Genomic DNA, 24695 nt, shown 5'->3' with positions numbered 1-24695 from the left:
GACCTCGGCGCGATCGAGGGGGTGCGTGCGGCGGGGAGAGGTGCCGTCAGGCGCGGTGGCGGGGGGTGCGACCGACGGCGTCGTCGGCTGCGGGGTCCGCGTCGCGCGGCACCTCGAGGCCGAAGAGCGCCTCGACCGCGTCGCGGTACTCGGCGTGCCGGCCGGACCGCGCGTGCTCGCGCGCCCGGACCGCCGGCGTGTGCAGCATCGCCGCGGCGAACCGCCGCAGCGCGCGCTCGACCTGCTCCGCCGACGCCTCGTCGCCGCGGGCCCGCGCGAGCGTCCGCGCGCGCTCGACCTCGGCGTCGAGCGCCTGCTCGACGTGCGACCGCAGCGCCACCACGGCAGGCACCACGGCCTGCTCGGCGAGCGTCTCCTCGAACTGCGCGACGCGCTCCTCGACGATCGCGAGGCCCGCCTCGACCTCGGGCGTCACGGTCGTCGGCGAGTGCCGCTGCACCGCGGCGAGGTCGATGAGCCGCACGCCGGGGACCCCGGCGACCGCGGGGTCGATGTCGTGGTGCAGAGCGAGGTCGACGAGGACGGTCGGGCGCGGCTCGCCGTCGGCGGCCGAGCGCTCGCGCGCCGCCGAGACCATGGCCGCGTCGACGACCGGCCCCAGCGCGCCCGAGCACGAGACGACGACGTCGACGCTCGCGAGGTGCCGCGCGAGCCCGCCGGCCTCGACCGCCGTGAGCCCGCGCTCGGCCGCGAACGCCTGCGCCCGGCCCGACGGCGAGTGCACGGCCACCTCGGTCACGCCGCGCGCACGCAGCGCGCTGAGGCTCGCGCCGGCGTACGAGCCCGTACCGATGAGCAGGACGCGCGCGCGGGAGAGGTCGACCGTCTGCGCGGCGAGGTCGAGCGCGACGCCGACGACCGACCGGCCCGCGCTGCCCAGGCCGGTCCGCGCGCCCACGGCCCGCGAGGTGCGGGACGCCGTCTGGAAGAGGCGCTCGAGCGTGGGCGACGTCGTGCCGTCGGCGCGCGCGGCCTGCAGCGCGCGGCGCACCTGGCCGGCGACCTCGCGCTCCCCGACGACCATCGAGTCCAGCCCGGACGCGACGGCGAAGAGGTGCCGCGCGACGGCCGGCCCGGTGCGCGCCTGGAGCGACGCGGCGACGTCCTCGTGCGCGAGGCCGCTCGCCGCGGCGACCGCGTCGACGGCGGTCGCGAGGACCGCCTCGCCCCGGACCCCGTCGCCGCCGTCCGCCGCGACGTCCAGGTACACCTCGAACCGGTTGCACGTGGCGAGCACCACGGAACCGGTGACGTCTGGGCTGTCCGCGACGACCGCCGCCCCGACGGAGTGCCCCCCGGAGCTGAGCTGCTCCAGCACGTCGAGGTCGAGGTCGCGGTGACTCGCCGTGAGGGTCATGAGCACCACAACGCGCCGAGTCAACCATTCCGGAGTTTGTTCGGCACAATCGGGTGGTGACTCTGCCCGCAGGACATCCCATGATCGACGGCCGGACCGAGAATTCGCCCCTGGTCCGCGCATTTCGCGGGCAGCGGGCGGCGCATTCCGGTGACGAAGGACACACGACCGCGGACGGCGACGCGGGCACGGTCCCGGTCTGGTTCATGCGCCAGGCCGGACGCTCGCTGCCCGAGTACCGCGAGGTCCGCCGCGGCGTGACGATGCTCGCGTCGTGCCTCGAGCCCGAGCTCGCGAGCGAGATCACGCTGCAGCCCGTCCGTCGCCACGGCGTCGACGCGGCGATCTTCTTCAGCGACATCGTCGTGCCGCTGCTGCTCGCGGGGGTCGACGTCGACATCGTGCCCGGCACGGGTCCCGTGTTCGCCGAGCCGGTCCGCACCGCGGCCGACGTCGCGCGCCTCGGCCCGCTCGACCCGGCCGCCCTCGCGCCCGTGGTCGAGGCGGTCGAGCGCACCGTCGCGGCGCTGGGCACGACGCCGCTCATCGGCTTCGCGGGCGCGCCGTTCACGCTCGCGAGCTACCTCGTCGAGGGCGGCCCGTCCAAGGACCAGCTCCGCGCCCGCACGCTCATGCACGCGGACCCGGAGACGTGGCAGGCGCTCATGGACTGGGCCGCGGACGTCACGGGCGTCTTCCTGCGCGCCCAGGTGCTCGCGGGTGCGAGCGCCGCGCAGCTCTTCGACTCCTGGGCCGGGTCGCTGTCGCTGGCCGACTACGAGGCGCACGTCGCGCCGGCGTCGAGCCGCGCGCTCGCGCACGTCGTGGACCTGGGCGTGCCGGTCGTCCACTTCGGCACCGGCACGGGCGAGCTGCTGCGCGCGATGCGCGACGTCGGCGCCGACGTCGTGGGCGTCGACCACCGGATCCCGCTCGACGAGGCGAACCGCCGCCTCGGGGGCACCACGCCGCTCCAGGGCAACGTCGACCCCGCGCTGCTCGGCGCGCCGTGGCCGGCGCTCGAGGCGCACGTGCGCGACGTGATCCGCCGCGGCGCGAGCGCGCCCGGGCACGTGCTCAACCTCGGCCACGGCGTCCCGCCGGAGACGGACCCGGACGTGCTCACGCGCGTCGTGCGGCTCGCCCACGGCGAGCTGTGACGCCGGTCCGATGACTCCCGCGCCCGGGACGCCAGGCCCGGCCGGCGACGCGGGCCGGGCCGACGTCGTCGTCGTGGGCGGCGGCGTCGCCGGCCTCGTGGTGGCGCGGGCGTGCGCCCGGGCCGGACGCCGGGTGGTGCTGCTCGAGGCGTCGGAGCGCCTGGGGGGCTGCCTGGCGTCGGCCGAGGTCGCGGGGCTCGTGCTGGACGCAGGCGCCGAGTCGTTCGCGACGCGCTCGCCCGCGGTCCCCGACCTGCTCGCCGAGCTCGGCCTCGCCGACGACGTCGTCCTGCCCGCCCCGCGCTCGGCGTGGCTCCAGCTCCCGGGCCGGGCGCTGCCCCTGCCGCGCACGGGCGTCCTCGGGATCCCGGGCGACCCGTGGGCCGCGGACGTCCGGCGGGCGGTCGGACTGGTCGGGGCGCTGCGCGCGTCCCTGGACCGCGTGCTCCCGGCCCGCTCGGGCCCCGCCCGCCGGGGCGGCGCGTCAGCGCCCAGCCTGGGCGCCGTCGTGCGCCACCGCATGGGCCGGCGCGTCCTCGACCGGCTCGTCGCGCCCGTCGTCGGCGGGGTGCACTCGGCCCACCCCGACGACGTCGACCTGGACGCCGTGCTGCCCGGGCTGCTCGAACGCGTCGAGCGGCACGGCTCGCTCGCCGCCGCGGTCGCGGCGATCCGCGCGGCGGCGCCCGCGGGATCGGCGGTCGCCGGGATCGAGGGCGGCATGCACCGGCTCGTGGACGCCCTCGCGCGGGACGCCCGCGCGGCGGGCGCCGACGTCCGGACCGGGGCGCGCGTGACCTCGGTGGCGTCGGCGGGCGGCCCCGGCGCACCGGCGGCCGGCGCCGCGTCGGCCGGCGGCCGCTGGGTCGTCTCGACCGGGGACGCCTTCGTGACCTGCGACGACGTCGTCGTCGCGGCCCCCGGGCCGGTCGCCGTGGGCCTGCTGCGCGGGCTCGCCCCGGTCGACGGGCTCGAGGCCGCGGCCGACACCGGCGTCGCGCTCGCGACGCTCGTGATCGACACGCGCGCCCTGGCCGAGGCGCCGCGCGGGACGGGCGTGCTCGTCGCGCGCGGCGCGCAGGGTCGGCGCGGGGTCCGGGCCAAGGCGCTCACGCACGCGACGGCGAAGTGGCCGTGGCTCGCGGCGCGCGCCGGAGGTCGCGAGGTCGTCCGGCTCTCCTACGGGCTCGTGGGCGGGCCGGCCGTGCCGGCCGGCGACGCGCTCCGCGCGGTCGCGACGCGGGACGCCGCGGCCCTGCTGGGGGTCGCGCTCGACCCGGTGGACGTCGTCGGCTTCGCCCGGACGGACTGGCCCGCGGGCCTGCCCCAGGCCCGCCCCGGGCACCGCGCGCGGGTGGCCGCGGTGCGCGCCGGGCTGGCCGTCCACCCCGGCCTGCACGCGTGCGGCGCGTGGCTCGCGGGGACGGGCCTGGCCGCCGTCGTCGCCGACGCCGGAACGGTCGCCGACGGCGTTCTCGGTCGCATTCCGGAATGATCCTGACCGGCCGTCAGAAAATGCTGACGGATCGTCACCACAAATGTGATCGTCGCCACCCGGACCGCCCGTCGATTTCCGCATTCCCGGACCGTCGCGCAGACTTCGACCCATGACCTCCCCGGCGACCGACACCCGTGGCGCCTGGACCCTGTGGACCGTGCTCGGCCGCCCGACGGCCGCCCCTGTGCAGGCTCCGGCGGCTCCCCCGCTCACCGAGGCCGCGGCGGGCCTCCCCTCCGGTGTGACGCTCCGCGGCGCTTATGACGTCTCGGGCCTGCGCGCCGGGTCCGACCTCCTGCTCTGGCTGCACGGCGACGCGCCCGAGGACCTGCAGTCCGCCGCGCGGACGCTGCGCCGCAGCCAGGACCTGGCCCCGCTCACGCCGGTCTGGTCCGGCATGGGCGTGCACCGCCCGGCGGAGTTCAGCCGCGACCACCTGCCCGCGTACATGCGCGGCACCGAGCCGCTGCCGTGGTTCACGCTCTACCCGTTCGTCCGGTCGTACGAGTGGTACCTGCTCCCGGCCGAGGAGCGTCGCGCGATGCTCATGGAGCACGGGCTCAAGGGCCGCGACTACCCCCAGGTGCTCGCCAACACGGTCGCGTCCTTCGCGCTCGGCGACTACGAGTGGCTGCTCGCGTTCGAGGCCGCCGAGCTCACCGAGCTCGTCGACCTCATGCGCCACCTGCGCGAGACCGAGGCGCGCCGGCACGTCCGCGAGGAGGTCCCGTTCTTCACGGGCCGCCGCGTCGAGCTCGACGAGGTCCCGGAGGTCGTCCGATGAGCGTGTGCGACCCGACCACGCTGCCGGACCGCGACCCGCGGCCGCCCGCGCCGTACGACGCGGTCCTGCTCGTCTCCTTCGGCGGGCCGGAGGGCCAGGACGACGTCATCCCGTTCCTGCGCAACGTCACCCGCGGGCGGGGCATCCCCGAGGAGCGCCTCGAGGAGGTCGCGCACCACTACCGCCACTTCGGCGGCGTGAGCCCGATCAACGACCAGAACCGCGCGCTGCGCGCGGCCCTGCGCGCCGAGCTCGACGCGCGCGGGCTCGACCTGCCCGTCCTGTGGGGCAACCGCAACTGGGACCCGTACGTCGCCGACGCCCTCCGCGAGGCCCACGCCGCGGGTCACCGCCGGCTGCTCGCCGTCGTGACCAGCGCGTACAGCTCCTACTCCTCGTGCCGCCAGTACCGCGAGGACCTCGCGGGCGCGCTCATCGAGACGGGCCTCGAGGGCGAGCTGACCATCGACAAGGTGCGCCAGTACTTCGACCACCCCGGCTTCGTCTCGCCCTTCGTCGAGGGCGTGCGGGGCGCGCTCGTGCGGGCGCACGACGCGCTGCGGGCCGCGGGCGAGGGCACGGCCGGCGCCACCGACGACGTCGACCTCGTCCGCGACGCGCACGTCCTGTTCGTCACGCACTCCATCCCGACGTCGACCGCCGTCGCGTCCGGTCCGCGCGACGCGCAGCTCGGCGACGAGGGCGCGTACGGCGCGCAGCACCGCGCGGTCGCCGACGTCGTCATGGCCAGCATCGGCAGCAGCGACGGGCCCACGGCCGGCTCGACCTCGGGCGCCCACGGCGCAGCGCTGGCGGGCGTGCCGTGGTCGCTCGTCTACCAGTCGCGCAGCGGCGCTCCGACGACGCCGTGGCTCGAGCCCGACATCAACGACGCGATCGCCGAGCTCGCCGAGCGCGGGGTCAAGGCCGTGGTCATCGCGCCCATCGGGTTCGTCTCGGACCACCTCGAGGTCATGTGGGACCTCGACGAGGAGGCGCTCACGACGGCGCGCGAGGCGGGGCTGCACGCCGAGCGCGTGCCGACCCCCGGCGTGCACCCCGCGTTCGTCACCGGACTGGTCGACCTCGTCCAGGAGCGCCTGGCGGGGCAGACTGACCCCGTGACCCCTCGCTCCCGTCCGGCGCTGACCGCGCTCGGGCCCTGGTACGACGTGTGCCGGCCCGGCTGCTGCCTCAACCCTGCGATGCGCGAGACCCGACCGGCGGTGGCGGGTCTCGCACCGTGACGTCGGGCGCCGGGGGGCAGCGCGCACGCACGCTGAGGGTCGGGACGCGGGGCTCCGCCCTGGCCACGACCCAGACCGGTCACGTCGTCGACGCGCTGCGCCGCCTCGCGGGCCTCGCGCCCGACGACGTCGCGACGGTGCACGTCCGGACCGAGGGTGACCGGCTCACCGGCTCGCTCGCGACGCTCGGGGGCACGGGCGTCTTCGTGGCCGCGCTGCGCGAGGCCGTGCTCGCCGACCGCTGCGACCTCGCCGTCCACTCGCTCAAGGACCTCCCGACGGCGCCCGCCCCGGGGCTCGTCGTCGCCGCGGTGCCCGAGCGCGCCGACCCGCGCGACGCGCTGTGCGCGCGGGACGGCCTGACCCTCGCCACGCTGCCCGAGGGCGCGCGCGTCGGCACAGGGTCACCGCGCCGCGCGGCGCAGCTGCGGGCCGCGCGGCCCGACCTGCGCATCGAGGACATCCGCGGCAACGTCGACACGCGCCTGGGGCGCGTCGCGGGCAGCGCGTCCGGCCCGGGCGACCTCGACGCCGTCGTGCTCGCGGCAGCCGGGCTCGCGCGGCTCGGCCGGCTCGACGCGGTGACCGAGCACCTCGCGCCCGACCTCGTGGCGCCCGCGCCCGGGCAGGGTGCGCTCGCCGTGGAGTGCCGGCCCGACCTGCTCGCGGCCGGGCCCGTGGGCGACGCGCTGCGCGCGCTCGACCACCTGCCCACGCGCCTCGCCGTGACCGCCGAGCGCACCCTCCTCACGGTGCTCGAGGCCGGCTGCGCCGCGCCCATCGGTGCGCTCGGGCACGTCGAGCACGGCCTCGCCGACTCGTGGCACCCCGGGCTCGTCCGCCTCCGCCTCGACGCCGTCGTCTGCGCGCCCGACGGCGGTCGGCAGGTCCGGACGTCGGCGTCCGTCACGCTGCCCGAGGACCGTGACGGTCAGGTCGACGCGGCGCGCCTGCTCGGCGAGGAGGTGGCGCGGCACGTGCTCGCAGCCGGGGCCGCCGAGATCGCCGACCTGCCGGGCCACCTCGCCGCGCCGGACCGACGGGCGGGCGCCGGCCACGTCGGCGCCCCGACGGACGCGGGCGGCTCGTGAGCCTGCCCGCACTCGCCGGGTGGCGGGTCCTCGTGCCGCGCGGCGGCGAGTGGGGCGAGCGGGTCGCCGCGCTGCTCGCGGACCACGGGGCCGAGTCCGTCGTCGTCCCGCTCATCGAGTTCGCGCCGCCGGAGGACCTGCAGAGCTACGACTCGGCGCTCAACGGCCTCGCGCGGGGCGACTACGACTGGCTGGTCGTGACGAGCGCGACCACCGTCCAGTCGCTCTCGGCCCGGGTCGCGACCCTGGTCAACCGCGGTCGCGAGACCCCCGCGACGGCGCTCGCGACGTTCGTCGGGGACACGCACGTCGCCGCCGTCGGGCCCGGGACGGCGCGGTCCCTCGAGCGGTACCACGTCGCACCCGCGCTGCTGCCGTCCGGCGAGCGGTCCGCGCGCGGCCTGCTCGCCGACTTCCCCGCGGCCGACGCAGGCGTCACCCTGCCCGGGCGCCCCGGCCGCGTCCTGCTGCCGCAGTCCAACCTCGCCGAGCCGACGCTCACCGACGGCCTGCGCGAGCTCGGCTGGGAGGTCGAGGCCGTCGTCGCCTACCGGACGCTGTCCGGCCCGGTGCCGGGCGAGGGCCTGCGGACCGAGGTGCGCACGGGTGGGTTCGACGCCGTGCTGCTCAGCTCGGCGAGCACGGTGGCGAACCTCGTCGAGCTCGTCGGGACCCCGCCGCCGACGACGGTCGTGTGCTGCATCGGCCCGCGCACCGAGCAGGCCGCGCGCGACCACGGGCTGCCCGTGCACGTCGTGCCGCCGGCCGCGTCGGGCGAGGAGCTCGTCGACGCGCTCGCGCGGTACGCGTCCGGACGGGTCGACGGCGCCCCGGCCGCGTCCGCCGACGCGAGCCCCGGATCCCCCTCCGACCCCCAGGAGACCTGATGCCGTTCCCCGCGGTCCGCCCGCGCCGGCTGCGCACGACGCCCGCGATGCGACGGCTGACGTCGCAGACGTCCGTCGCCCCCGCGCAGCTCGTCCTGCCGCTGTTCGTGCGCGAGGGCGCGACGGAGCCGACGCCGATCACGTCGATGCCCGGCCAGGTCCAGCACTCGCGCGACAGCCTGCGGGCCGTGGTCGCGGAGGCGGCCGCGGCCGGGCTGGGCGGCGTCATGCTCTTCGGCGTGCCCGCACGGCGGGACCCGACCGGCAGCGCCGCGTGCGAGGCCGACGGCGTGCTCAACGTCGCGATCGCCGACGTCGTCGCGGAGGTGGGCGACGCGCTCGTCGTCCAGGCGGACCTGTGCCTCGACGAGTTCACCGACCACGGGCACTGCGGCGTGCTCGACGCGCACGGCCGCGTCGACAACGACGCGACCCTCGAGCAGTACCGGCGCATGGCGCTCGCGCAGGCCGAGGCCGGTGCCCACCTGCTCGGGCTCAGCGGGATGATGGACGGCCAGGTGGCGGCGGTGCGTGACGCGCTCGACGCCGCCGGGCGCACGGACGTCGCGCTGCTCGGGTACGCCGCGAAGTACGCGTCGGCCTTCTACGGGCCCTTCCGCGAGGCGGTCGAGTCCCAGCTCGAGGGCGACCGGCGCACGTACCAGCTCGACCCCGCCAACCGGCGCGAGGGCCTGCGCGAGGCGCTGCTCGACGTCGAGGAGGGCGCCGACGTCGTCATGGTCAAGCCCGCGATGTCCTACCTCGACGTGCTCGCCGACGTCGCCGCCGCGAGCCCGGTGCCCGTGTGGGCCTACCAGGTCTCGGGCGAGTACGCGATGGTCGAGGCCGCCGCCGCCCAGGGCTGGATCGACCGCCGGCGCGCGGTCACGGAGTCGGTCGTCGGCATCCGCCGGGCGGGCGCGGACGCGGTGCTCACGTACTGGGCGCTCGAGCTGGCCGGGTGGCTGCGGGAGGAGCAGGCGTGAGCGAGATCGCGGGCAGCGGGACGGCCGACGGGGCCGTGAGCAGCGACCCGGGCGGCACCGGGGTCGAGGGCACGAGCGGCGTCGCGCACCGCGACGCCTCCGGTCCCGCCGCGGCACCGGCCCCGGAGGGCGCGGTGCACGAGGCGGGCTCGACGTCGGGCGACCACGGGCCGAGCGAGGTGTGGCCCGCGGACCGCGCGCTCGTGGACGGCGTCGTCGCGGACCGCACCGAGGTGCCCGTCTCCGAGGCGCTCTTCGCGGAGGCGCAGGCCGTCATGCCCGGCGGGGTGAGCTCTCCCGTGCGCGCCTTCCGCTCCGTCGGCGGCACGCCGCGCTTCATGGTCTCCGCGCAGGGTCCGTACCTCACGGACGCGGACGGTCACGAGTACGTCGACCTCGTGTGCTCGTGGGGCCCCGCGCTGCTGGGGCACGCGCACCCCGACGTCGTGGCGGCCGTCCAGGAGGCGGCCGCGCGCGGGCTGTCGTTCGGCGCGCCGACCGCGCGCGAGACGGACCTCGCGGAGGAGATCCGGCGCCGCGTGCCCGCCGTCGAGCGCCTGCGGTTCGTCTCGACCGGCACCGAGGCGACGATGACCGCCGTCCGGCTGGCGCGCGGCGTGACCGGCCGGCCGCTCGTCGTGAAGTTCGCGGGCTGCTACCACGGGCATCTCGACGCGCTCCTCGCCGCGGCCGGCTCGGGCGTCGCGACGCTCGCGATGCCGGGCTCGGCGGGCGTGACGGAGGCGACGGCGGCGGAGACGCTGGTCCTGCCCTACAACGACGTCGCCGCGGTCGAGGCGGCGTTCGCGGCGCACGGCGACCGGATCGCCGTCGTCGTCACGGAGGCCGCGCCGGCGAACATGGGCGTCGTCCCGCCGCTGCCCGGGTTCAACCGCGCGCTGCGCGAGATCACCGCGCGGCACGGGGCGCTGCTCGTGCTCGACGAGGTGCTCACCGGGTTCCGCGCGGGGCCGTCCGGCTGGTGGGGGCTCGAGGGCGCGGTCGAGGGCTGGGCGCCGGACCTGTTCACGTTCGGCAAGGTCGTCGGCGGCGGGCTGCCGGTCGCCGCGGTCGGAGGTCGGCGCGAGGTGATGGAGCAGCTCGCTCCGCTCGGGCCCGTCTACCAGGCGGGGACGCTGTCGGGGAACCCGGTCGCGACCGCGGCGGGCCTCGCGACCCTGCGGCTCGCCGACGAGGCCGCGTACGCGCGCGTCGCCGCGGTGGCCGACGCCGTGGCCGCCGGGCTCGCGGAGGCGCTCACCGCGCAGGGCGTCGCGCACTCGATCCAGCGGGCCGGGACGCTCTTCAGCGCCGCGTTCGTCGACCCGGCGGACGGCCCCGTGACCGACTACGCCCGTGCGCAGCAGCAGGAGGCGTTCCGCTACCCGCCGTTCTTCCACGCGCTGCTCGAGGCGGGCGTGCACGCACCGCCGAGCGTCTACGAGGCCTGGTTCGTCTCGGCGGCGCACGACGACGCCGCGGTGGGCCGGGTCCTCGACGCGCTGCCGCGCGCGGCGCGCGCAGCCGCGGCCGCCCGGGCGTAGGCAGGCACGGGCCGGGGCCGTTCGGCCCTCGTCCCGCCGGGACCGCCCTGCCCACGATGGGGGCATGGCACTGCTCGTCCCGCTCGTCGCGCGGACGCTCGGCGGGAGCGACGCGACGGCGGCGCTCAGCCGCACGCACGCGGAGACCGAGCACCAGGTGGTGCGGGTCGGGCGGCTGCTGCGGGACCTCGACGGGGACGAGGTCGAGCCCGAGGACGTCGTCGTGCTCCGCGGCCTGCTGTACGGGCTGTACGCCGTGCTGCGGCTGCACAACGCGCAGGAGGAGGAGAGGGCGTCCAGCCTGGTGCCCCTGCCCTGCCCGTCCCGCCCGTGACCCGCCGTCATCCACAGATTTCCTGACCCCCTTCCCACCTCCCTGTGGATCTTCGTACTGTTGTTCGAAGAGCAGCGGCACAAGGAGGAGCGGCAGGTGACGGCGGTCGCGGTGGCGGGGCGCGGGACGGGGGCAGAGGCGCTCGTGCAGCTCGACGCGCTGTTGAAGCGCCTGAGCGCCGACGCCGCGCTGCTCGTGGGGCTGCCTCTGCGCGACGCCGACGGCGCGCGCGCGGCCGCGGCGCGACGCGTCCTGCGGGTCGTCTCGGACCAGGTGCAGGTCGCCTCGTCGGCTCTGCTCGTCGCGGTCGAGGCGGACGGGCGCTGGGCGGCGGGCGGTCGTGACCGGACCCTCCCGGCGTGGGCGGCGCGGCGCGAGGGCATCGCGTACGGGCAGGCGCGGCGCGAGCTCACGCTCGGCCGGGCGCTCGCCGACCTGCCGACCGTGGCGGCGGCGGTGGTGAGCGGCGAGATCACGCGCGGGCACGCCGACGCGCTGGCCGAGGCCGCGGAGTCGTCGCCCGTACGGCGTGAGGCGCTGACGTCCCGGGCGCCGGACCGCGACGAGGCGTTCCTCGTCGACCAGGCGCGGCGGCTTCCGGTCGACCAGTTCCGGCGGGTCGTGAAGCGCTGGGCGATCGCGGTCGACGACCAGGCGGCCGAGCGTGAGCACGCCGAGAGCGTCGCGCGCGAGTTCTTCTCCGTCGCGCAGCGACGCGACGGCGTCGCGATCACCGGGTTCCTCACGCACGAGAACGGGGCCGTGGTCGCGGCCGCGATGCGGGCCGCGGCCGGGGTGCCCGCCGCCGACGACGAGCGCTCCGCGGAGCAGCGCCAGGCGGCCGCCCTCACCGGCGCGATGCGGCTCGTCCTCGATCGCGGCCTCGCTGGGTCGGGCGCCCAGGTGCGCCCCCACCTCAGCGTGCTGGTGCGGTACGAGACGCTGTGCCGGCTCACCGGTGACGCGGGCGCGGGCGCGGGCGTCGGCGGAGGTCGCGCAGGGGCCCTCGACCAGCCGGCCGAGCTCGAGTCCGGCGAGCCGATCCCGCCGTCCGTCCTCGCGCGCCTCGCGTGCGACAGCGAGATCAGCCGCGTGGTGTTCGGCCCCGAGGGGCAGGTGCTCGACGTCGGGCGGGCGCAGCGGACATACAGCCGCCAGCTGCGCCGTGCCGTCATCGCGCGGGACCGGCACTGCGCCTACCCAGGCTGCAGCGCGCCACCCCCGCTCGGCGAGGTGCACCACATCCGGTGGTGGGAGCACGGCGGCGAGACGTCGACGGAGAACGGCATCCTCCTGTGCTGGTACCACCACGCCCAGGTGCACCAGCGCCGGCTGCGGATCAGCCGTGACGTCGGTCGCTGGCACATCACCGCGGCCGACGGCACCCCGCTGGGCCCGCCGAGCACCGGAGGCGGCACGGCGGAGCCGGGAGGAGCAGCACCGCCGGGCGGAGCAACCGCGCCGGGCGGAGCAGGACCGCCGGGCGGAGCAACCGCGCCGGGCGGAGCAGGACCGCCGGGCGGAGCAACCGCGCCGGGCGAGGCAACCGCGCCGGGCGGAGCGACCGTGCTGGACGGAGCGACCGTGCCGGACGGAGCAGCACCGCCGGGCGGAGCAGCACCGCCGGGCGGAGTAACCGCGCCGGGCAGCGCGGCCCCAGCGAGCGGAGCAGTCCCGACGGGGGTGACGGCGTCGCCGCGCGTCGCCCGAGGCGCAGCGGTGCCGGACGTCGCACCAGGCACACCGTCCCGACGTCGAGGACCTGCGGACGGCGTCGGCCCGTGGGCCAGAGCCGGTCTCTTCGAGGTGCCCGCCTGAGCCTGGGCGCGCCCGAGCATCGGATCCGGTGAGCCCGCCGACGGAGCGGAGTCTCCCTCGAGGGGCGCGGTATCGGCCTCGGCGCCATGCCGCGGCGACGAGCTTCGGCGCGGGCCCTGGGGTCCGCAGCTCCCCGGACCACGGCGCCCTCAGAGCGCGTGGTCCGGGGCTGCCAGACGTGTCACCAGGGCAGGTAGTAGGTGAGCAGATCCGCCGTGAGGGGCGGGAACACCGCGTGGAAGAGCTCCGGGTCGGCGTCGGCGTACACGTCGGGGTACCTCTCCTGCAGTCCGGCCATGCCGTGCGGGCCGAGCAGCAGGGCGGGCAGGTGGTCGGGGGCGACGCCGGCCCCTCGGCCGACGCCCGGCGCCTGCATCGGGCCGCCCACCTCGACGGGACCCAGCCCTCCGTCCTCGCTCCAGGCCATCCGGTAGTGCCGCCCGAACGTCGAGAGGAGCAGCGGACGCCCCAGCCCGGCGGCGCGCTGACGTGCGGTGAGCACGGGGCGCAAGGCGTCGAGCACGAGCTCGGGCCGCTCGATCCGGGCGTAGTACTGCGAGGCGTCGGTGCCGGCGGGCTCGAGCAGCGACTGCCACGCGCGCCCCGGGACGGTCAGCGGACGGTGCACGACCGTGAGCGGCTCGTCGAGCGCGCACAGCGCCGCGAGCAGGTCCAGCGCGGCCGGCTCGTCCACCGCGGCGGCCTCGGCGACGAGCACGCCCTCGTCCGGCGGGCCGGTGCGCGCCGACGCGACGACCGCACCCTCGCGCTCGAGGACCCACGTGGTGCTCCCCTCGTGCGCGAGGATCCAGCGCCACCGCTCGACCGGGTGCGGCATCGCGACGTCGTAGCCCGCCTGGGCCGCGTCCTGGAGCCCGGCGAGGGCGGGGATGTCGTCACGCGTCGCCCGACGCAGTGCGGGGGTCGGACGGGCGCCCGCCGTGCCTGCCGTGCCTGCCGTGCCTGCCGTGCCCGCCGGGACGGGACCGCCGTCGGTGCCCAACGCACGCGCGCGCGGGATGTCGATCGCGTACTCGTAGCCGAAGAGCCGGTAGAAGTACGGGATCCCGATCATGACCTGGAGCAGGTGCCCGCGGGCGCGCGACCGGTCGTGCGCCCAGCCCATGAGTGCCCGGACGAGCCCGCGCCCCTCGTACTCGCGATCGGTCGCGACGAGCTCGACCTGTCCGGCCGGGAGGACGACGTCGCCGACCCGGACCGTCTCGTCGAGGAGGGTCGCGGTCGACACGACACGGTCGCCGTCGACGACGACGGCGCACGCCTCCCACCCCAGCTCGCCCTCGACGACGAGCCGGTGGTCGAGCGCGTCCGGCTCCTCCCCGCGCTCGACGAGGAGGGCAGCGATCTGGTCGAGGTCGGCGGGTCGGCCGGGGCGGAGCTCGAGGCCGCCGGGGAGCGTGGTCATGGGCCGAGGGTCGCGCGGTGGACGCGACGCGGTCCAGCCGATTCGCCCCGACGCACCCGACGCGGCCCACCCGACTCGCGCGCCGAACGCGACGCGGTCCCCGATCCACGCGGTGAACGCGACGCGGTCCAGGCGATTCGCACGACGCATCCGACGCGGCCCACCCGACTCGCGCGAACGCGACGCCGCCCACGCCTGATCCGCCCCCGCACCACGTGCTTGTACCCGCGTCGTGCTGCCGCTCCCCGCGTCCCCTCACCCCCGGACTCAGCCCACGCGCACCTCGGCGCTCGGCTCCGCGGTCCCTCCGGCCGACGTCGTGCGCGCGACCGCGATCGCACGGCGGCCCGACGGCAGCACGAGCGCGAGAGCGACCACCACGAAGAGCGCGAGCCCGGCGACCACGAGCAGGCTCTGCACGGTGAACGTGTCCGCGAGCGGGCCGAAGACGGCCATGCCCAGCGGCATCGCGAGCGCCATGACGATGCCCACGAACCCGAACACGCGCCCCTGCATCTCCGGCTCGACGGTCTCCTGGAGCACGGTCATCGAGGGCGTCGAGAAGTAGGGCACCGCGAGCCCGAGGCTGAACATCAGCGCGAAGAACACCCACATGTTCGTCGAGAAGCCCATCGCCACCGACTGCGCGCCGAACACCACGGTCGAGCCGAGCAGCAGCGACACGCGGTTCTTGGGACTCCACGCCGCGATGAGCACCCCGCCGAGCAGCATCCCGACGCTGAACGCGAGCTCGTTGACCGTGAGCTTCCACACCTCGTCGCCGAACGTGCGCACCACCATGAGCGGCGTGAGGTACGACGGCGCGACGATGAGCAGGAACACCACGGCGTACAGCGCCATGACCCACCGCACGAACCCGTGCGAGCGGACGTATCGCAGGCCACCGACGAGGTCGTCGAAGTAGCCCGTGGGACCCCCGCCGGCGACCCGCACGATCCGCGGGACCGTGAGCACGGCGAGCAGCCCGATCCCGATCACCGCCGTGACGACGTCGACGAAGAAGACCGCCACGATCGACCACGAGGCGTACAGCGCCGCCGCGGCCGCCGGCGCGACGAGCATCATCCCGGACTGGATCGAGGCGTTGATCCCGTTGACCCGCATCAGCTTCTCGGTCGGCACGATCTGCGGGATCAGGGCGCTCACGGCGGGCATCTGGACCCCGGCGCCCGCCGAGCGGATCGCGAGCGCGACGTAGATGAGCCAGAGGTCGTCGACGCCGCTCGCCATGAGCAGCGCCAGGGCGAGCGTCGTCACGGCGATGACCGCGTCCGCGCCGATGATGAGCTTCTTCCGGTCGAGCCGGTCGGCCCACACCCCGCCGAACACCGAGACCACGGCCTGCGGCAGGAACCCGACGACCGACGAGATCGCCAGGACGCTCCCCGACTGCGTCACGAGCGTCAGGTGCCACATGACCGCGTACTGCACGAGCATCGACCCGAAGAGGGACACGGTCTGCCCGGACAGGAAGATCGCCACGTCGCGCCGCCACGTCGGGCGGTCGGCGACCGGCGTCGCGGCGGGAACGGCGTCGTCCGGCGGCGCGTCCGGGTGGGGCGGCAGAGGCGGCGGCTCGCTCATCCGCCCATCCTGCGACCGGGCACCGACACGGCGGAACCCGATTCCCAGGACAGGTCGCGCCCGGTGCGCTCAGGACCCGGCCGCGAGCACCGCCCAGCCGTGGGCGGAGAGCTCGACGCGTGCGCCGTCGCCCGAGCCGTGGAGCGTCGCCCCGCCCGCACCCGAGGCCTCGACCGCCGTCGCGCCGGGGACGTCGAGCGTCACCGGGGCGTCGTCGGCGTTGAGCGCGACCACGAGGGCCTCGCCGCCGCCCGCGACCCGGTACACGAGCTGCCCGTTCGTCGTCGCGAGCACCTCGGCGGGCGCGCGGTGCAGCCACGGGTGGCGTCGACGCACCGCGACGAGCTCCCGGTGGAGCGCGTAGGTCTCGCCGTCGCGGCCGGGCGCGGTGGACGGGTCCGGCGGGAACTCGGGCCGCACCGCGTCGTCGCCCCCCGCCCGCTCCTCCTTGACGCCCCGCATGCCGAGCTCGTCGCCCGCGTACACGGTGGGGGTGCCGCCGAGCGTGAGCAGGAGCACGACGGCGTGCGCGACGTGCCGCGGGTCCGTGAGCCGGCTCGCGATGCGCGTGACGTCGTGGTTGCCGACGAAGGTCACGGGTGCGAAGTGCTCGAGGAACCCGTTGTGGCGCTCGAGCGCCCACGCGAGCTCGAAGAAGTTCACGTCGTTGAGCGAGCTCCAGATCGCCTTCCACAGCTCGTACTGCGTGACGGCGTCGAACCCGGCGTCCGCGACCGCGGCGACGTAGTCGCCGTGCAGCACCTCGCCGAACACGTACGCGTCGGGGTGCGACGCGCGCACGCGCGGCAGCACCTGCGCCCAGAACGACGTGGGCACCGCGTACGCCGCGTCGAGCCGCCACCCGTCGACGCCGCGCGCGAGCCAGTGGTCCATCACCGCCACGACGTGGTCGACGACGACCTGCTCGTCGTGGTTCAGCGCGACGAGCGCGTGGTGACCCTCGAAGTCCTCGTAGTCCGGTTCGGCGCCGGGTGCGGCGTCGTCGGCCCGGCGCAGCCGGAACCAGCGGTCCGCCGGACCGGGACCGCGCAGCACGTCCTGGAACGGCCCGAACCCGCGCCCGACGTGGTTGAAGACCCCGTCGAGCGTGACGCGGAGCCCGCGCTCGTGCGCCGCACCCACGAGTGCGAGGAGGTCCTCCTCGGTCCCGAGCCGCGGGTCGACGGCGAAGTGGTCCACCGTGTCGTACCCGTGCGTCTCGGAGGCGAACACCGGGCCCAGCGCGATCCCGGACAGCCCCAGCTCGACGACGTGGTCGAGCCAGGCGGTGATCCGCGGCAGCCGGTGCACCGGCTCGCGGCCGGTCGCGGCGGGCTCGGCGCCGACGAACCCCAACGGGTACACGTGCCACCACAGCGCGTGCTCGACCCAGCCCGGCATCCCGACCTCCCACCCGCGTCCGACGGTGCTCGACGCGCGCAGCACGCCGCCTCGAACGTACCGGCCGCGGTCCCGGGTGGCAGCGCGCGGCGTCGTCGGCGTCCGCAGCGGGCCCTTCGTCCCGGGAGGGAATACCCTGGGGGGGTACCCTGTTGGGACGGTCGAGACCCCGGGAGGACCCATGGCCGGCTACAGCGGCACCAAGGACGACTACCTCAAGCGCCTGCGGCGCATCGAGGGCCAGGTGCGCGGCATCGCGCGCATGGTCGACGAGGACGAGTACTGCATCGACATCCTCACCCAGGTCTCCGCCGTGACGAAGGCCCTCCAGGCCGTGAGTCTCGGGCTCGTCGAGGACCACCTGGGGCACTGCGTCGTCGACGCGGCGCGCCAGTCCGACGAGGCCGGGGAGGCGAAGGTCCGCGAGGCGGCCGACGCGATCGCCCGCCTCGTCCGGAGCTGACCGCGTCCGGCACGGGCGCACCGGCTCCCGACCACCCAGCCGTACGACCAGCACACCACCACGAGAGGAACCACCATGAGCACCACCACCGTCGAGATCGGCGTCCAGGGCATGACCTGCGGCCACTGCGTCCGCTCGGTCGACGAGGAGCTGCGCGCCCTCCCGGGCGTCACCGACGTGCAGGTCGAGCTGGTCTCGGGCGCCACGTCCCAGGTCCGCATCACGTCGACCGAGCCGCTCGCCGCCGACGACATCTCCGCCGCCGTGACCGAGGCCGGCTACGCCGTCGCCCCGCCGCGCTCGCTCCTCTGACCGGAGCCCTCACGCCGACCGGCGCGCCCGCCCGCCCGGGCCGCTCGCGTCGCCCCGCACCACCCGCCTCTTCCTGGACGTGATTCGCATGACTGCACAGCAGACCCCCGGACCGCTCGAGCAGGCGACCAGGCCCGCGACACCCGTCGGCGTCGTGGACCTGGCCGTCGAGGGCATGACGTGCGCGTCGTGCGTCATGCGCGTCGAGAAGAAGATCAACAAGGTCGCGGGCGCGACGGCCACGGTCAACCTCGCGACCGAGACCGCGCACGTCGAGCTCTCCGAGGACGTCGACCCGTCGGCGCTCGTCAAGGCGGTCGAGAGCGCGGGCTACACCGCCCGCGTCCTGCGGCGCAGCGCGCCCGCGGCGCCGGCGTCGAGCGCGCCCGGCACGACGACGGCCACCGCGTCGCCCGGCACGACGGCGCCCGGCACCCGGTCCGGCATGGCGCCCGGCGATGCGCACGGCGCGCACGGCGCCGCACCCGACGTCGAGCACGCCCTCTCGGGGCACTCGATGGCCGAGGGCCACGTCATGGAGGAGGACGAGGACACGTCCGCGCCGGTCGCCGACCGCGGTGCCGACCTGCGCCGCAGGCTCGTCGTCGCGGCCGTGCTCAGCGCTCCCGTGCTCCTGCTCTCGATGATCCCCGCGCTGCAGTTCGCCGGCTGGCAGTGGGTCGTCACGGCGCTCGCGCTCCCCGTCGTCACGTGGGCGGCGTGGCCGTTCCACCGCGCGGCGGCCCGGGCGGCCCGGCACGGTGCGTCGACCATGGACACGCTCGTCTCGATCGGTGTCATCGCCGCGAGCGCCTGGTCCCTGTGGGCCGTGCTCCTGGGCGGGGCCGGCGAGATCGGCCTGCGCATGCAGCCGACGCTCGTGCCGCGCGCCTCCGAGATGGGCGCGATGGCAGGCATGGAGGCGCCCGAGCTGTACTTCGAGGTCGCCGCCGTCGTGACGACCTTCCTGCTCGCGGGCCGGTACGCCGAGCACCGCTCGCGGCGCCGCGCGGGTGACGCCCTGCGCAGCCTCCTGTCGCTGGGCGCGACCGACGTCGAGCTGCTCCGCAGCGCGGACGGCACCCGCCGGTGCGACCGCGTCCCGGTCGACGCGCTCGCGGTCGGGGACGTGTTCGCCGTGCGCCCGGGCGAGAAGGTCGCGACGGACGGCGTCGTGCTCGAGGGCACGAGCGCGGTCGACACCTCGCTCCTCACCGGCGAGCCGGTCCCGGTCGACGTCGGGCCGGGCGACGCCGTCACCGGGGCGACCGTCAACACGTCGGGCTACCTCGAGGTCCGCGCGACCCGCGTGGGCGAGGAGACGATGCTCGCCCAGATCGGCCGCCTGGTGACCCAGGCGCAGACCGGCAAGGCGCCCGTGCAGCGGCTCGCGGACCGCATCTCGGCGGTCTTCGTCCCGGTCGTGCTCGTCATCGCCGTCGGCGTGCTGGCCGGGTGGCTGCTCCTCGACGGCGACGTCCAGGCGGCGTTCACGGCCGCCGTCGCCGTCCTGATCATCGCGTGCCCGTGCGCGCTCGGGCTCGCCACGCCGACCGCCCTGCTCGTCGGCACAGGCCGGGGCGCCCAGCTGGGCGTGCTCATCAAGGGCCCGGAGATCCTCGAGCAGACGCGCCGCGCCGACACGGTGGTGCTCGACAAGACCGGCACCGTGACCGCCGGGCGCATGGAGCTCGTCGAGGTCGTCGCGGCGCCGGGCGAGCACGACGAGGAGGTGCTCCGCTTCGCGGGCGCCGTCGAGGCCCGCAGCGAGCACCCGATCGCCCGCGCGATCGCGTCCGGCGCACGGGGGACGCTCACGTCGGGCCTCGCCCCGGAGCCCACGGCCGTGGGCGCGGACGGCGTCCCGATCGGCGACGACCAGGTGGTCGACTTCGCGAACGAGGCCGGACGCGGCGTCAGCGGCGTCGTCCGCACCGCGCACAGCGGGGTGGGGATCGGTCGGCGCGTCCTCGTGGGCCGTCCGGTGTGGCTGCGCGAGCAGGGCGTCGACACGTCCGCGCTCGACGACGCCTTCACCGCGGCCGAGGCCGACGGCGCGACGGCGGTCATGGCAGCCTGGAGCGGCTCCGCGCGCGGCGTCCTCGTGCTCCGCGACCCGGTCAAGCCGACGTCGGCCGAGGCGATCGCCGAGCTGCGGCGCCTGGGCCTGCGCCCCGTGCTGCTCACGGGCGACAACGCGGGCGCCGCGCGCGCCGTCGCCGCCCAGGTGGGTGTCGACGAGGTCATCGCCGAGGTGCTCCCCGCGGACAAGGTCGACGTCGTGCGCCGGCTGCAGTCCGAGGGCCGGGTCGTCGCGATGGTCGGCGACGGCGTCAACGACGCCGCGGCGCTCGCGCAGGCGGACCTGGGCCTCGCGATGGGCACCGGGACCGACGTCGCGATGCAGGCCGCCGACCTCACGCTCGTGCGCGGCGACCTGCGCTCGGCCGGGCAGGCCGTGCGGCTGTCGCGCCAGACGCTGCGCGTGATCAAGCAGAACCTGTTCTGGGCGTTCGCCTACAACGTCGCGGCGATCCCGCTCGCGGCGCTCGGGTTCCTCAACCCGATGATCGCGGGCGCGGCGATGGCGTTCAGCTCGGTGCTGGTCGTCACGAACTCGCTCCGCCTGCGCCGCGCCGGCTGAGCCCCACCCCCGCCCGGACTGGAGCGTTCGCGCCCGGCACGCCCGCGTGTCGCGGCCGCGACGCTCCAGTCCGCGGGGGGACGAGGTCGGTGGCCGACAAGGGGTCAGCGGAAGCGGCGGCCCTCGTCGCGACGGTAGGCCCACAGGGCGAACACCATGAACAGCGCGCCCCAGCCGAGCAGCACCGGAAGCGCACCCGCGTACGCGGGCAGGTCCGTGAGCGTCTCGACCAGCAGGTCCCGCCCGGCGCGGCTCGGGAGCGCCCGCGAGAGCGCGTCGAGCCAGTCGGGGAACACCTGCGGCGGCATGAACAGCCCGCCCGCGAAGGCGATCGGGAAGAGGATCACCTGCACGACGGCGATCGCCGCCTTCGCGCTGGTCGAGTACCCGATGCCGAGGCCGAGCCCGAGGAACGGGAGGGCGACGCCGACGATGACGAGCCCGGCGAGCAGGAACTGCGCCGGCGTCACGGTCGCCGCGGTGAACAGCCAGCCGATGACGACGAGCGGGACGAGCCCCAGCAGGGCGAAGAACCCGCCCGTGAGCATCCGGCCGAGCAGCCGCGGCATCGGCCCGGCGGGCAGCGTGCGGACGTACGGGTCGAAGGGCAGCGCCCGGTCCTCCGCGGCGCCGACGCCGAACGTGAACATGCACGTCGACATGACCGAGAACATCGCGAGCTGCCCGACGGCGGCCGTGGCCGCGACCGGGTCCCCGGCCACCGCCTCCTGCGGCACGACGAAGAAGAACATCGCGAGGGACGGGAACAGCATGTTGCCGATGACGGCGACCGGGATGCGCAGGGTCTCGAGCACCTGGTAGCGCGCGTGCAGCGCGGTGAGCTGGAGCGTGGTCATGCCGGTACCTCCTGCGGGGCGGCAGACGTCCCGGCCGTGCGGGTGAGGGCGAGGAACGCCTCCTCGAGCGAGGCGCCGCGCACCTCGAGGCCGCGGAACGGCAGCGTGACGAGCGCGCGGACGAGCGCGTCCGCGTCGGACGCGAGGAGCTCGAACCGGTCGCCGTCGCGCTCGAGCCGGCTCACGCCGGGCAGCGCCCGCACGACGTCGGTCGCGGCGCCGGGCAGCGTCACCGTGACCCGCCGCAGGTGGACGCGCGCGAGCACGGCCGCGAGCGTGTCGTCGACGAGCACCCGGCCCTGCCCGATGACGACGACGCGCTCCGCGAGCGCCTCGACCTCCTCGAGGTAGTGGCTCGTGACCACGACCGTCGCCCCGTCGGCGTGGTAGTCGCGCAGCGCCTGCCACAGCTCGTGCCGCGCCTCGACGTCGAGGCCCGTCGTCGGCTCGTCGAGCACGACGAGGCGGGGCCGTCCCACGAGCGCGAGCGCGACGGCGAGGCGCCGCTTCTGCCCGCCCGAGAGCCCGCCGGTCTGCCGCTTCGCGAGGTCGGTCAGCCCGAACCGCTCGAGGACCTCGCCGCGCGGCATCGGGGACGGGTAGTGGCCGGCGACGAAGTCGGTGACCTCGCGGACCGTGAGGGTCGCGGGGAGCCCGGTCTCCTGCGGCGTCGTGCCCAGGCCCACGCGGTTCGACGGGTCGCGCGGGTCCCCGCCGAAGAGGCGGACGACGCCGGAGTCCGGGCGGCGCAGGCCCGTGACCAGGCTGAGGAGCGTCGTCTTGCCCGCGCCGTTGGGACCGAGGAGGCCCACGAGCTCGCCGGGCCGGACGGCGAGCGACACGTCGTCGAGCGCGACGACGTCGCCGAAGCGCCGCGTGACGCCCACGGCCTCGAGGACGGGGCCGTGCGCGTCGCCGCGCGGCGGTGCCGCGTCGGCACCTGGCCGCGCGCTGGGTGGGGTGGTCATCGGTCCTCCGTGGTGGACGAGCCGCCGGTCGGCGGCGTGAGCAGCTCGGTGAGCCGGGCGACGTACGCCTCGAAGGCGGCGCGGCCGGCACGGGTCGCCTCGACGTGCGTCGAGGGCACGCGACCCAGGTGGCCCTTGGTGACGGCGACGTAGCCGGCGTCCTCGAGCCTGCGCAGATGGGTGGAGAGGTTCCCGGCCGTCGTGTCGAGCAGGCTCTGGAGCCGGGGGAACGTCAAGCGGTCGCCGCGCGGGAGCGCCGTGAGGGTCGTCATGATCCGCAGCCGCGCCTGGCTGTGGATGAGCGGGTCGAGCTCGTCCTTCACCGCGTCACCCGCCCCCGCCGCCGCCCGCGAGGCCGAGGGCGCCCCGCGCCCGGACGGCACGACGGCGCACGTGCACGACGCCCGCGGCGGCGAGCATGCCGCCCCCGCCGACGGCGGCCATGACCCCGAGCATGTGCGGCAGCCCGACGAACGCCGCCACGACGGTGACCACGCCGATGACGGCGCCGAGCACGAACTGGGGTCGGTCGCCCCAGATCGCGCCGCCCGCCATGTACATCGCGCCGACGACGAGCGCCGGGACGAGCGTCATCACGGTGGTGACGACGGCGGGGCTCGCGCCCGCCCTCCCCAGCGCGACCGACAGGGCGAAGATGCCCGCGAACGCCACGAACCACGTCCAGCCGTACATCGCGCCCTGGACGGCGGAGGCGCCGTGCACGCCGGCGGTCCGCGCGGCGAGGTGCCACCCGGTCACCGCCATGGCTGCGACGAGGAGCGCGGCGAAGACGACGAGCGCCACGCCGTAGGAGAACGGCGGGTCGTCGCGGCTCGCGGCGAGCCACAGCGCACCGAAGCCGAGCACCCACGCGACGCCCCACGCGCCGAAGAGGACGCGGCCGTCGACGTCGGTCGCGGAGCGGACGCGGGCGCGCTGCTCCGCGAGGATCGCCGCGCCGGCCGCGGGGTCGAGGGGGACGTCGTCGTCTCCTCCCCCGGGCGTGGGATCGAGGGGGACGGCGTCGGCCCCCACGCCCGCACCGGCGCCGAGCACGGCGTGGTCGTCGCCCGCGCGGGCTCCGCGGTCGAGCGCGGCATCGTCCGCGCCGCGTGGCGGCGCGTCGTCCGCTCGGCGGCGCCGCTCGTCGCCACCCACGTCTGCCGTCATGGCCGTCCCCCTCTGTCCCGGCCGGGCGCCGGAGCCGTCGTCGAGCCCTCGGCGCGGATGCCCGCCCGTGCCGGGAGCCGTCCCGGCGTCGCCTCTACTTTGCGTCGCAAAGTTCTTTGTTCAGCGTGACCCTCGGCACGACTCGCGTCAAGCCCCTGACGTAGGTTGTGCCCGTGCACGACGGCGACCCCGCTCCCCCGACCGGCGCCCCGGCGGCCCGGCCCGCGACGCCGACGGACCCGGGAGCACCCGCGGCCGCGGACGTTCCCGGCACGGACGAGGCCCGCGCCCGGCGGCGCCTGGGCGCCGAGGTGTGGATCGTCCTCGGCCTGTCGCTGGGCCAGTCGGGGGTGTACGCGCTCCTGCGGCTGTGGGACCGGCTCACGCGCGAAGTGCCCCTCGCGCAGCAGCAGGCGACCCTCAACCCCCAGCAGTCCGACCGGCCCTGGCTCGACCTCGCCTACCAGCTCGTCGGGATCGCGTTCGCCGTCGTCCCCGTCGTGCTCGCGCTCTACCTGCTCTCGGCCCACGGCCGGCGCGCGACGCGCCTCATCGGGCTCGACGGCGCCCGCCCGGGTCGCGACCTCCTCGCCGGCCTCGGGCTCGCGGCCGTCATCGGCATCCCGGGCCTCGGGCTCTACCTCGCCACCCGCGCCCTCGGCCTCACGGTGCAGATCAACCCGTCGGGCCTCGAGCCCTACTGGTGGGCCGTCCCGGTGCTCGTGCTCTCGGCGCTCCAGAACGCCCTGCTCGAGGAGGTCGTCGCGGTCGGCTACCTGCTCGAGCGCCTGCGCGCGCTGCGCTGGGGCGTGCCCGCGATGATCGTCGCGAGCGCGCTGCTGCGCGGCTCGTACCACCTGTACCAGGGCCCGGGCATGGCCGCGGGGAACGTCGTCATGGGTCTGCTGTTCGCCGGGTGGTACCTGCGCACGCGCCGCGTCATGCCGCTCGTCGTGGCGCACACGGCGCTCGACGTCGTCTCGTTCGTGGGCTTCGCGGTGCTGCCCGACGCCTGGCTCGAGTGGCTCGGCGTCGGCTGAGCCGTCCGCGTCCGACCGGGTGACACCGCCCCGCCCCGCGTGCGCACGCGGGGGGTACTTCGACGCCCTCACCTCGCCTCAC

Annotated in this window: 22 protein-coding genes; 14 read left to right on the top strand and 8 right to left on the bottom strand. The window is 76.4% G+C overall.

Features of this window, described 5'->3' with window-relative positions:
* Positions 1-46: 46 nt before the first annotated feature.
* The gene (locus JIG38_RS15955; protein ID WP_233405110.1) at positions 47-1378 is read right to left on the bottom strand and encodes a glutamyl-tRNA reductase; all 1332 of its coding nucleotides are present in this window, start codon (positions 1376-1378) and stop codon (positions 47-49) included.
* Between the two features lie 80 nt (positions 1379-1458).
* On the opposite strand from JIG38_RS15955, the gene hemE reads away from it, so the two are divergent.
* The 10 genes from hemE (at position 1459) to JIG38_RS15905 (ending at position 12727) form a co-directional block, all read left to right on the top strand.
* The gene (hemE, locus tag JIG38_RS15950; protein ID WP_199424802.1) at positions 1459-2538 is read left to right on the top strand and encodes a uroporphyrinogen decarboxylase; all 1080 of its coding nucleotides are present in this window, start codon (positions 1459-1461) and stop codon (positions 2536-2538) included.
* Between the two features lie 10 nt (positions 2539-2548).
* Complete coding sequence (hemG, locus tag JIG38_RS15945; protein WP_199424801.1) at positions 2549-4033, top strand: protoporphyrinogen oxidase; 1485 nt, start codon at positions 2549-2551, stop codon at positions 4031-4033.
* 112 nt (positions 4034-4145) lie between these two features.
* Complete coding sequence (hemQ, locus tag JIG38_RS15940; protein WP_199424800.1) at positions 4146-4820, top strand: hydrogen peroxide-dependent heme synthase; 675 nt, start codon at positions 4146-4148, stop codon at positions 4818-4820.
* On the top strand, positions 4817-6067 hold the full coding sequence (locus JIG38_RS15935) for a ferrochelatase (RefSeq protein WP_199424799.1): 1251 nt from the start codon (positions 4817-4819) through the stop codon (positions 6065-6067). Before hemQ ends, JIG38_RS15935 begins: the two co-directional genes overlap by 4 nt.
* Positions 6064-7158, top strand: coding sequence for a hydroxymethylbilane synthase (gene hemC, locus JIG38_RS15930; protein ID WP_199424798.1), 1095 nt, complete (start codon positions 6064-6066; stop codon positions 7156-7158). Before JIG38_RS15935 ends, hemC begins: the two co-directional genes overlap by 4 nt.
* Positions 7155-8045, top strand: a complete 891-nt coding sequence (locus JIG38_RS15925) for a uroporphyrinogen-III synthase (RefSeq protein WP_199424797.1) — start codon at positions 7155-7157, stop codon at positions 8043-8045. Before hemC ends, JIG38_RS15925 begins: the two co-directional genes overlap by 4 nt.
* A complete protein-coding gene (gene hemB, locus JIG38_RS15920) occupies positions 8045-9031 on the top strand; it encodes a porphobilinogen synthase (RefSeq protein ID WP_199424796.1) in 987 nt (328 codons plus the stop codon). The genes JIG38_RS15925 and hemB overlap by 1 nt, the downstream gene beginning before the upstream one ends.
* Positions 9032-9234: 203 nt before the next feature.
* Positions 9235-10575 (top strand): glutamate-1-semialdehyde 2,1-aminomutase, encoded by a 1341-nt coding sequence (hemL, locus tag JIG38_RS15915; protein ID WP_372419904.1) that lies wholly within the window; start codon positions 9235-9237, stop codon positions 10573-10575.
* A gap of 64 nt (positions 10576-10639) precedes the next feature.
* Positions 10640-10909, top strand: coding sequence for a hemerythrin domain-containing protein (locus JIG38_RS15910; RefSeq protein ID WP_199424795.1), 270 nt, complete (start codon positions 10640-10642; stop codon positions 10907-10909).
* A gap of 60 nt (positions 10910-10969) precedes the next feature.
* A complete protein-coding gene (locus tag JIG38_RS15905; RefSeq protein WP_199424794.1) occupies positions 10970-12727 on the top strand; it encodes an HNH endonuclease signature motif containing protein in 1758 nt (585 codons plus the stop codon).
* 181 nt (positions 12728-12908) lie between these two features.
* Here JIG38_RS15905 and JIG38_RS15900 read toward each other — a convergent pair whose 3' ends face one another.
* The 3 genes from JIG38_RS15900 to JIG38_RS15890 all read right to left on the bottom strand — a co-directional run bounded on the left by JIG38_RS15900 (position 12909) and on the right by JIG38_RS15890 (position 17159).
* A complete protein-coding gene (locus JIG38_RS15900) occupies positions 12909-14153 on the bottom strand; it encodes a GNAT family N-acetyltransferase (RefSeq protein ID WP_199424793.1) in 1245 nt (414 codons plus the stop codon).
* Between the two features lie 267 nt (positions 14154-14420).
* Positions 14421-15758, bottom strand: coding sequence for an MFS transporter (locus tag JIG38_RS15895; RefSeq protein ID WP_199424792.1), 1338 nt, complete (start codon positions 15756-15758; stop codon positions 14421-14423).
* A 69-nt stretch (positions 15759-15827) separates the two neighbouring features.
* A complete protein-coding gene (locus tag JIG38_RS15890) occupies positions 15828-17159 on the bottom strand; it encodes an alpha-amylase family glycosyl hydrolase (RefSeq protein WP_199424791.1) in 1332 nt (443 codons plus the stop codon).
* A gap of 181 nt (positions 17160-17340) precedes the next feature.
* On the opposite strand from JIG38_RS15890, the gene JIG38_RS15885 reads away from it, so the two are divergent.
* The 3 genes from JIG38_RS15885 to JIG38_RS15875 all read left to right on the top strand — a co-directional run bounded on the left by JIG38_RS15885 (position 17341) and on the right by JIG38_RS15875 (position 20578).
* Entirely contained in the window at positions 17341-17622 is a 282-nt protein-coding gene (locus JIG38_RS15885) for a metal-sensitive transcriptional regulator (RefSeq protein ID WP_199424790.1), read from the top strand.
* 75 nt (positions 17623-17697) lie between these two features.
* Positions 17698-17934 (top strand): heavy-metal-associated domain-containing protein, encoded by a 237-nt coding sequence (locus tag JIG38_RS15880; protein ID WP_199424789.1) that lies wholly within the window; start codon positions 17698-17700, stop codon positions 17932-17934.
* A gap of 88 nt (positions 17935-18022) precedes the next feature.
* Positions 18023-20578, top strand: a complete 2556-nt coding sequence (locus tag JIG38_RS15875) for a heavy metal translocating P-type ATPase (RefSeq protein ID WP_199424788.1) — start codon at positions 18023-18025, stop codon at positions 20576-20578.
* 104 nt (positions 20579-20682) lie between these two features.
* On the opposite strand, the gene JIG38_RS15870 is transcribed toward JIG38_RS15875, so the two are convergent.
* Genes JIG38_RS15870 through JIG38_RS15855 form a run of 4 tightly spaced genes read right to left on the bottom strand, consistent with a single transcriptional unit; the run spans position 20683 to position 23573 of the window.
* Entirely contained in the window at positions 20683-21435 is a 753-nt protein-coding gene (locus JIG38_RS15870; protein WP_199424787.1) for an ABC transporter permease, read from the bottom strand.
* Positions 21432-22403, bottom strand: a complete 972-nt coding sequence (locus JIG38_RS15865) for an ABC transporter ATP-binding protein (protein WP_199424786.1) — start codon at positions 22401-22403, stop codon at positions 21432-21434. The genes JIG38_RS15870 and JIG38_RS15865 overlap by 4 nt, the downstream gene beginning before the upstream one ends.
* Complete coding sequence (locus JIG38_RS15860) at positions 22400-22675, bottom strand: transcriptional regulator (protein WP_199424829.1); 276 nt, start codon at positions 22673-22675, stop codon at positions 22400-22402. The genes JIG38_RS15865 and JIG38_RS15860 overlap by 4 nt, the downstream gene beginning before the upstream one ends.
* Positions 22676-22730: 55 nt before the next feature.
* Positions 22731-23573 (bottom strand): hypothetical protein, encoded by an 843-nt coding sequence (locus tag JIG38_RS15855; protein WP_199424785.1) that lies wholly within the window; start codon positions 23571-23573, stop codon positions 22731-22733.
* Positions 23574-23746: 173 nt separating this feature from the next.
* Here JIG38_RS15855 and JIG38_RS15850 point away from each other — a divergent pair, with 173 nt between their 5' ends.
* On the top strand, positions 23747-24613 hold the full coding sequence (locus tag JIG38_RS15850; RefSeq protein ID WP_199424784.1) for a CPBP family intramembrane glutamic endopeptidase: 867 nt from the start codon (positions 23747-23749) through the stop codon (positions 24611-24613).
* Positions 24614-24695 lie beyond the last annotated feature (82 nt).

This window comes from Actinotalea solisilvae (assembly GCF_016464425.1).
GTDB classification, from domain to species: Bacteria; Actinomycetota; Actinomycetes; order Actinomycetales; family Cellulomonadaceae; genus Actinotalea; species Actinotalea solisilvae.
Note: the sequence above shows the minus strand (reverse complement) of the source record. Positions and strands in the feature narration are given on the sequence as shown.

Bases quoted from the DNA above. Each gene is read 5' to 3' on its own strand.
- JIG38_RS15955 (WP_233405110.1), bottom strand. From the start codon at position 1,378: ATGACCCTCACGGCGAGTCACCGCGACCTCGACCTCGACGTGCTGGAG.
- hemE (WP_199424802.1), top strand. From the start codon at position 1,459: ATGATCGACGGCCGGACCGAGAATTCGCCCCTGGTCCGCGCATTTCGC.
- hemG (WP_199424801.1), top strand. From the start codon at position 2,549: ATGACTCCCGCGCCCGGGACGCCAGGCCCGGCCGGCGACGCGGGCCGG.
- hemQ (WP_199424800.1), top strand. From the start codon at position 4,146: ATGACCTCCCCGGCGACCGACACCCGTGGCGCCTGGACCCTGTGGACC.
- JIG38_RS15935 (WP_199424799.1), top strand. From the start codon at position 4,817: ATGAGCGTGTGCGACCCGACCACGCTGCCGGACCGCGACCCGCGGCCG.
- hemB (WP_199424796.1), top strand. From the start codon at position 8,045: ATGCCGTTCCCCGCGGTCCGCCCGCGCCGGCTGCGCACGACGCCCGCG.
- JIG38_RS15910 (WP_199424795.1), top strand. From the start codon at position 10,640: ATGGCACTGCTCGTCCCGCTCGTCGCGCGGACGCTCGGCGGGAGCGAC.
- JIG38_RS15900 (WP_199424793.1), bottom strand. From the start codon at position 14,153: ATGACCACGCTCCCCGGCGGCCTCGAGCTCCGCCCCGGCCGACCCGCC.
- JIG38_RS15895 (WP_199424792.1), bottom strand. From the start codon at position 15,758: ATGAGCGAGCCGCCGCCTCTGCCGCCCCACCCGGACGCGCCGCCGGAC.
- JIG38_RS15890 (WP_199424791.1), bottom strand. From the start codon at position 17,159: ATGCCGGGCTGGGTCGAGCACGCGCTGTGGTGGCACGTGTACCCGTTG.
- JIG38_RS15885 (WP_199424790.1), top strand. From the start codon at position 17,341: ATGGCCGGCTACAGCGGCACCAAGGACGACTACCTCAAGCGCCTGCGG.
- JIG38_RS15880 (WP_199424789.1), top strand. From the start codon at position 17,698: ATGAGCACCACCACCGTCGAGATCGGCGTCCAGGGCATGACCTGCGGC.
- JIG38_RS15875 (WP_199424788.1), top strand. From the start codon at position 18,023: ATGACTGCACAGCAGACCCCCGGACCGCTCGAGCAGGCGACCAGGCCC.
- JIG38_RS15870 (WP_199424787.1), bottom strand. From the start codon at position 21,435: ATGACCACGCTCCAGCTCACCGCGCTGCACGCGCGCTACCAGGTGCTC.
- JIG38_RS15865 (WP_199424786.1), bottom strand. From the start codon at position 22,403: ATGACCACCCCACCCAGCGCGCGGCCAGGTGCCGACGCGGCACCGCCG.
- JIG38_RS15860 (WP_199424829.1), bottom strand. From the start codon at position 22,675: ATGACGACCCTCACGGCGCTCCCGCGCGGCGACCGCTTGACGTTCCCC.
- JIG38_RS15855 (WP_199424785.1), bottom strand. From the start codon at position 23,573: ATGACGGCAGACGTGGGTGGCGACGAGCGGCGCCGCCGAGCGGACGAC.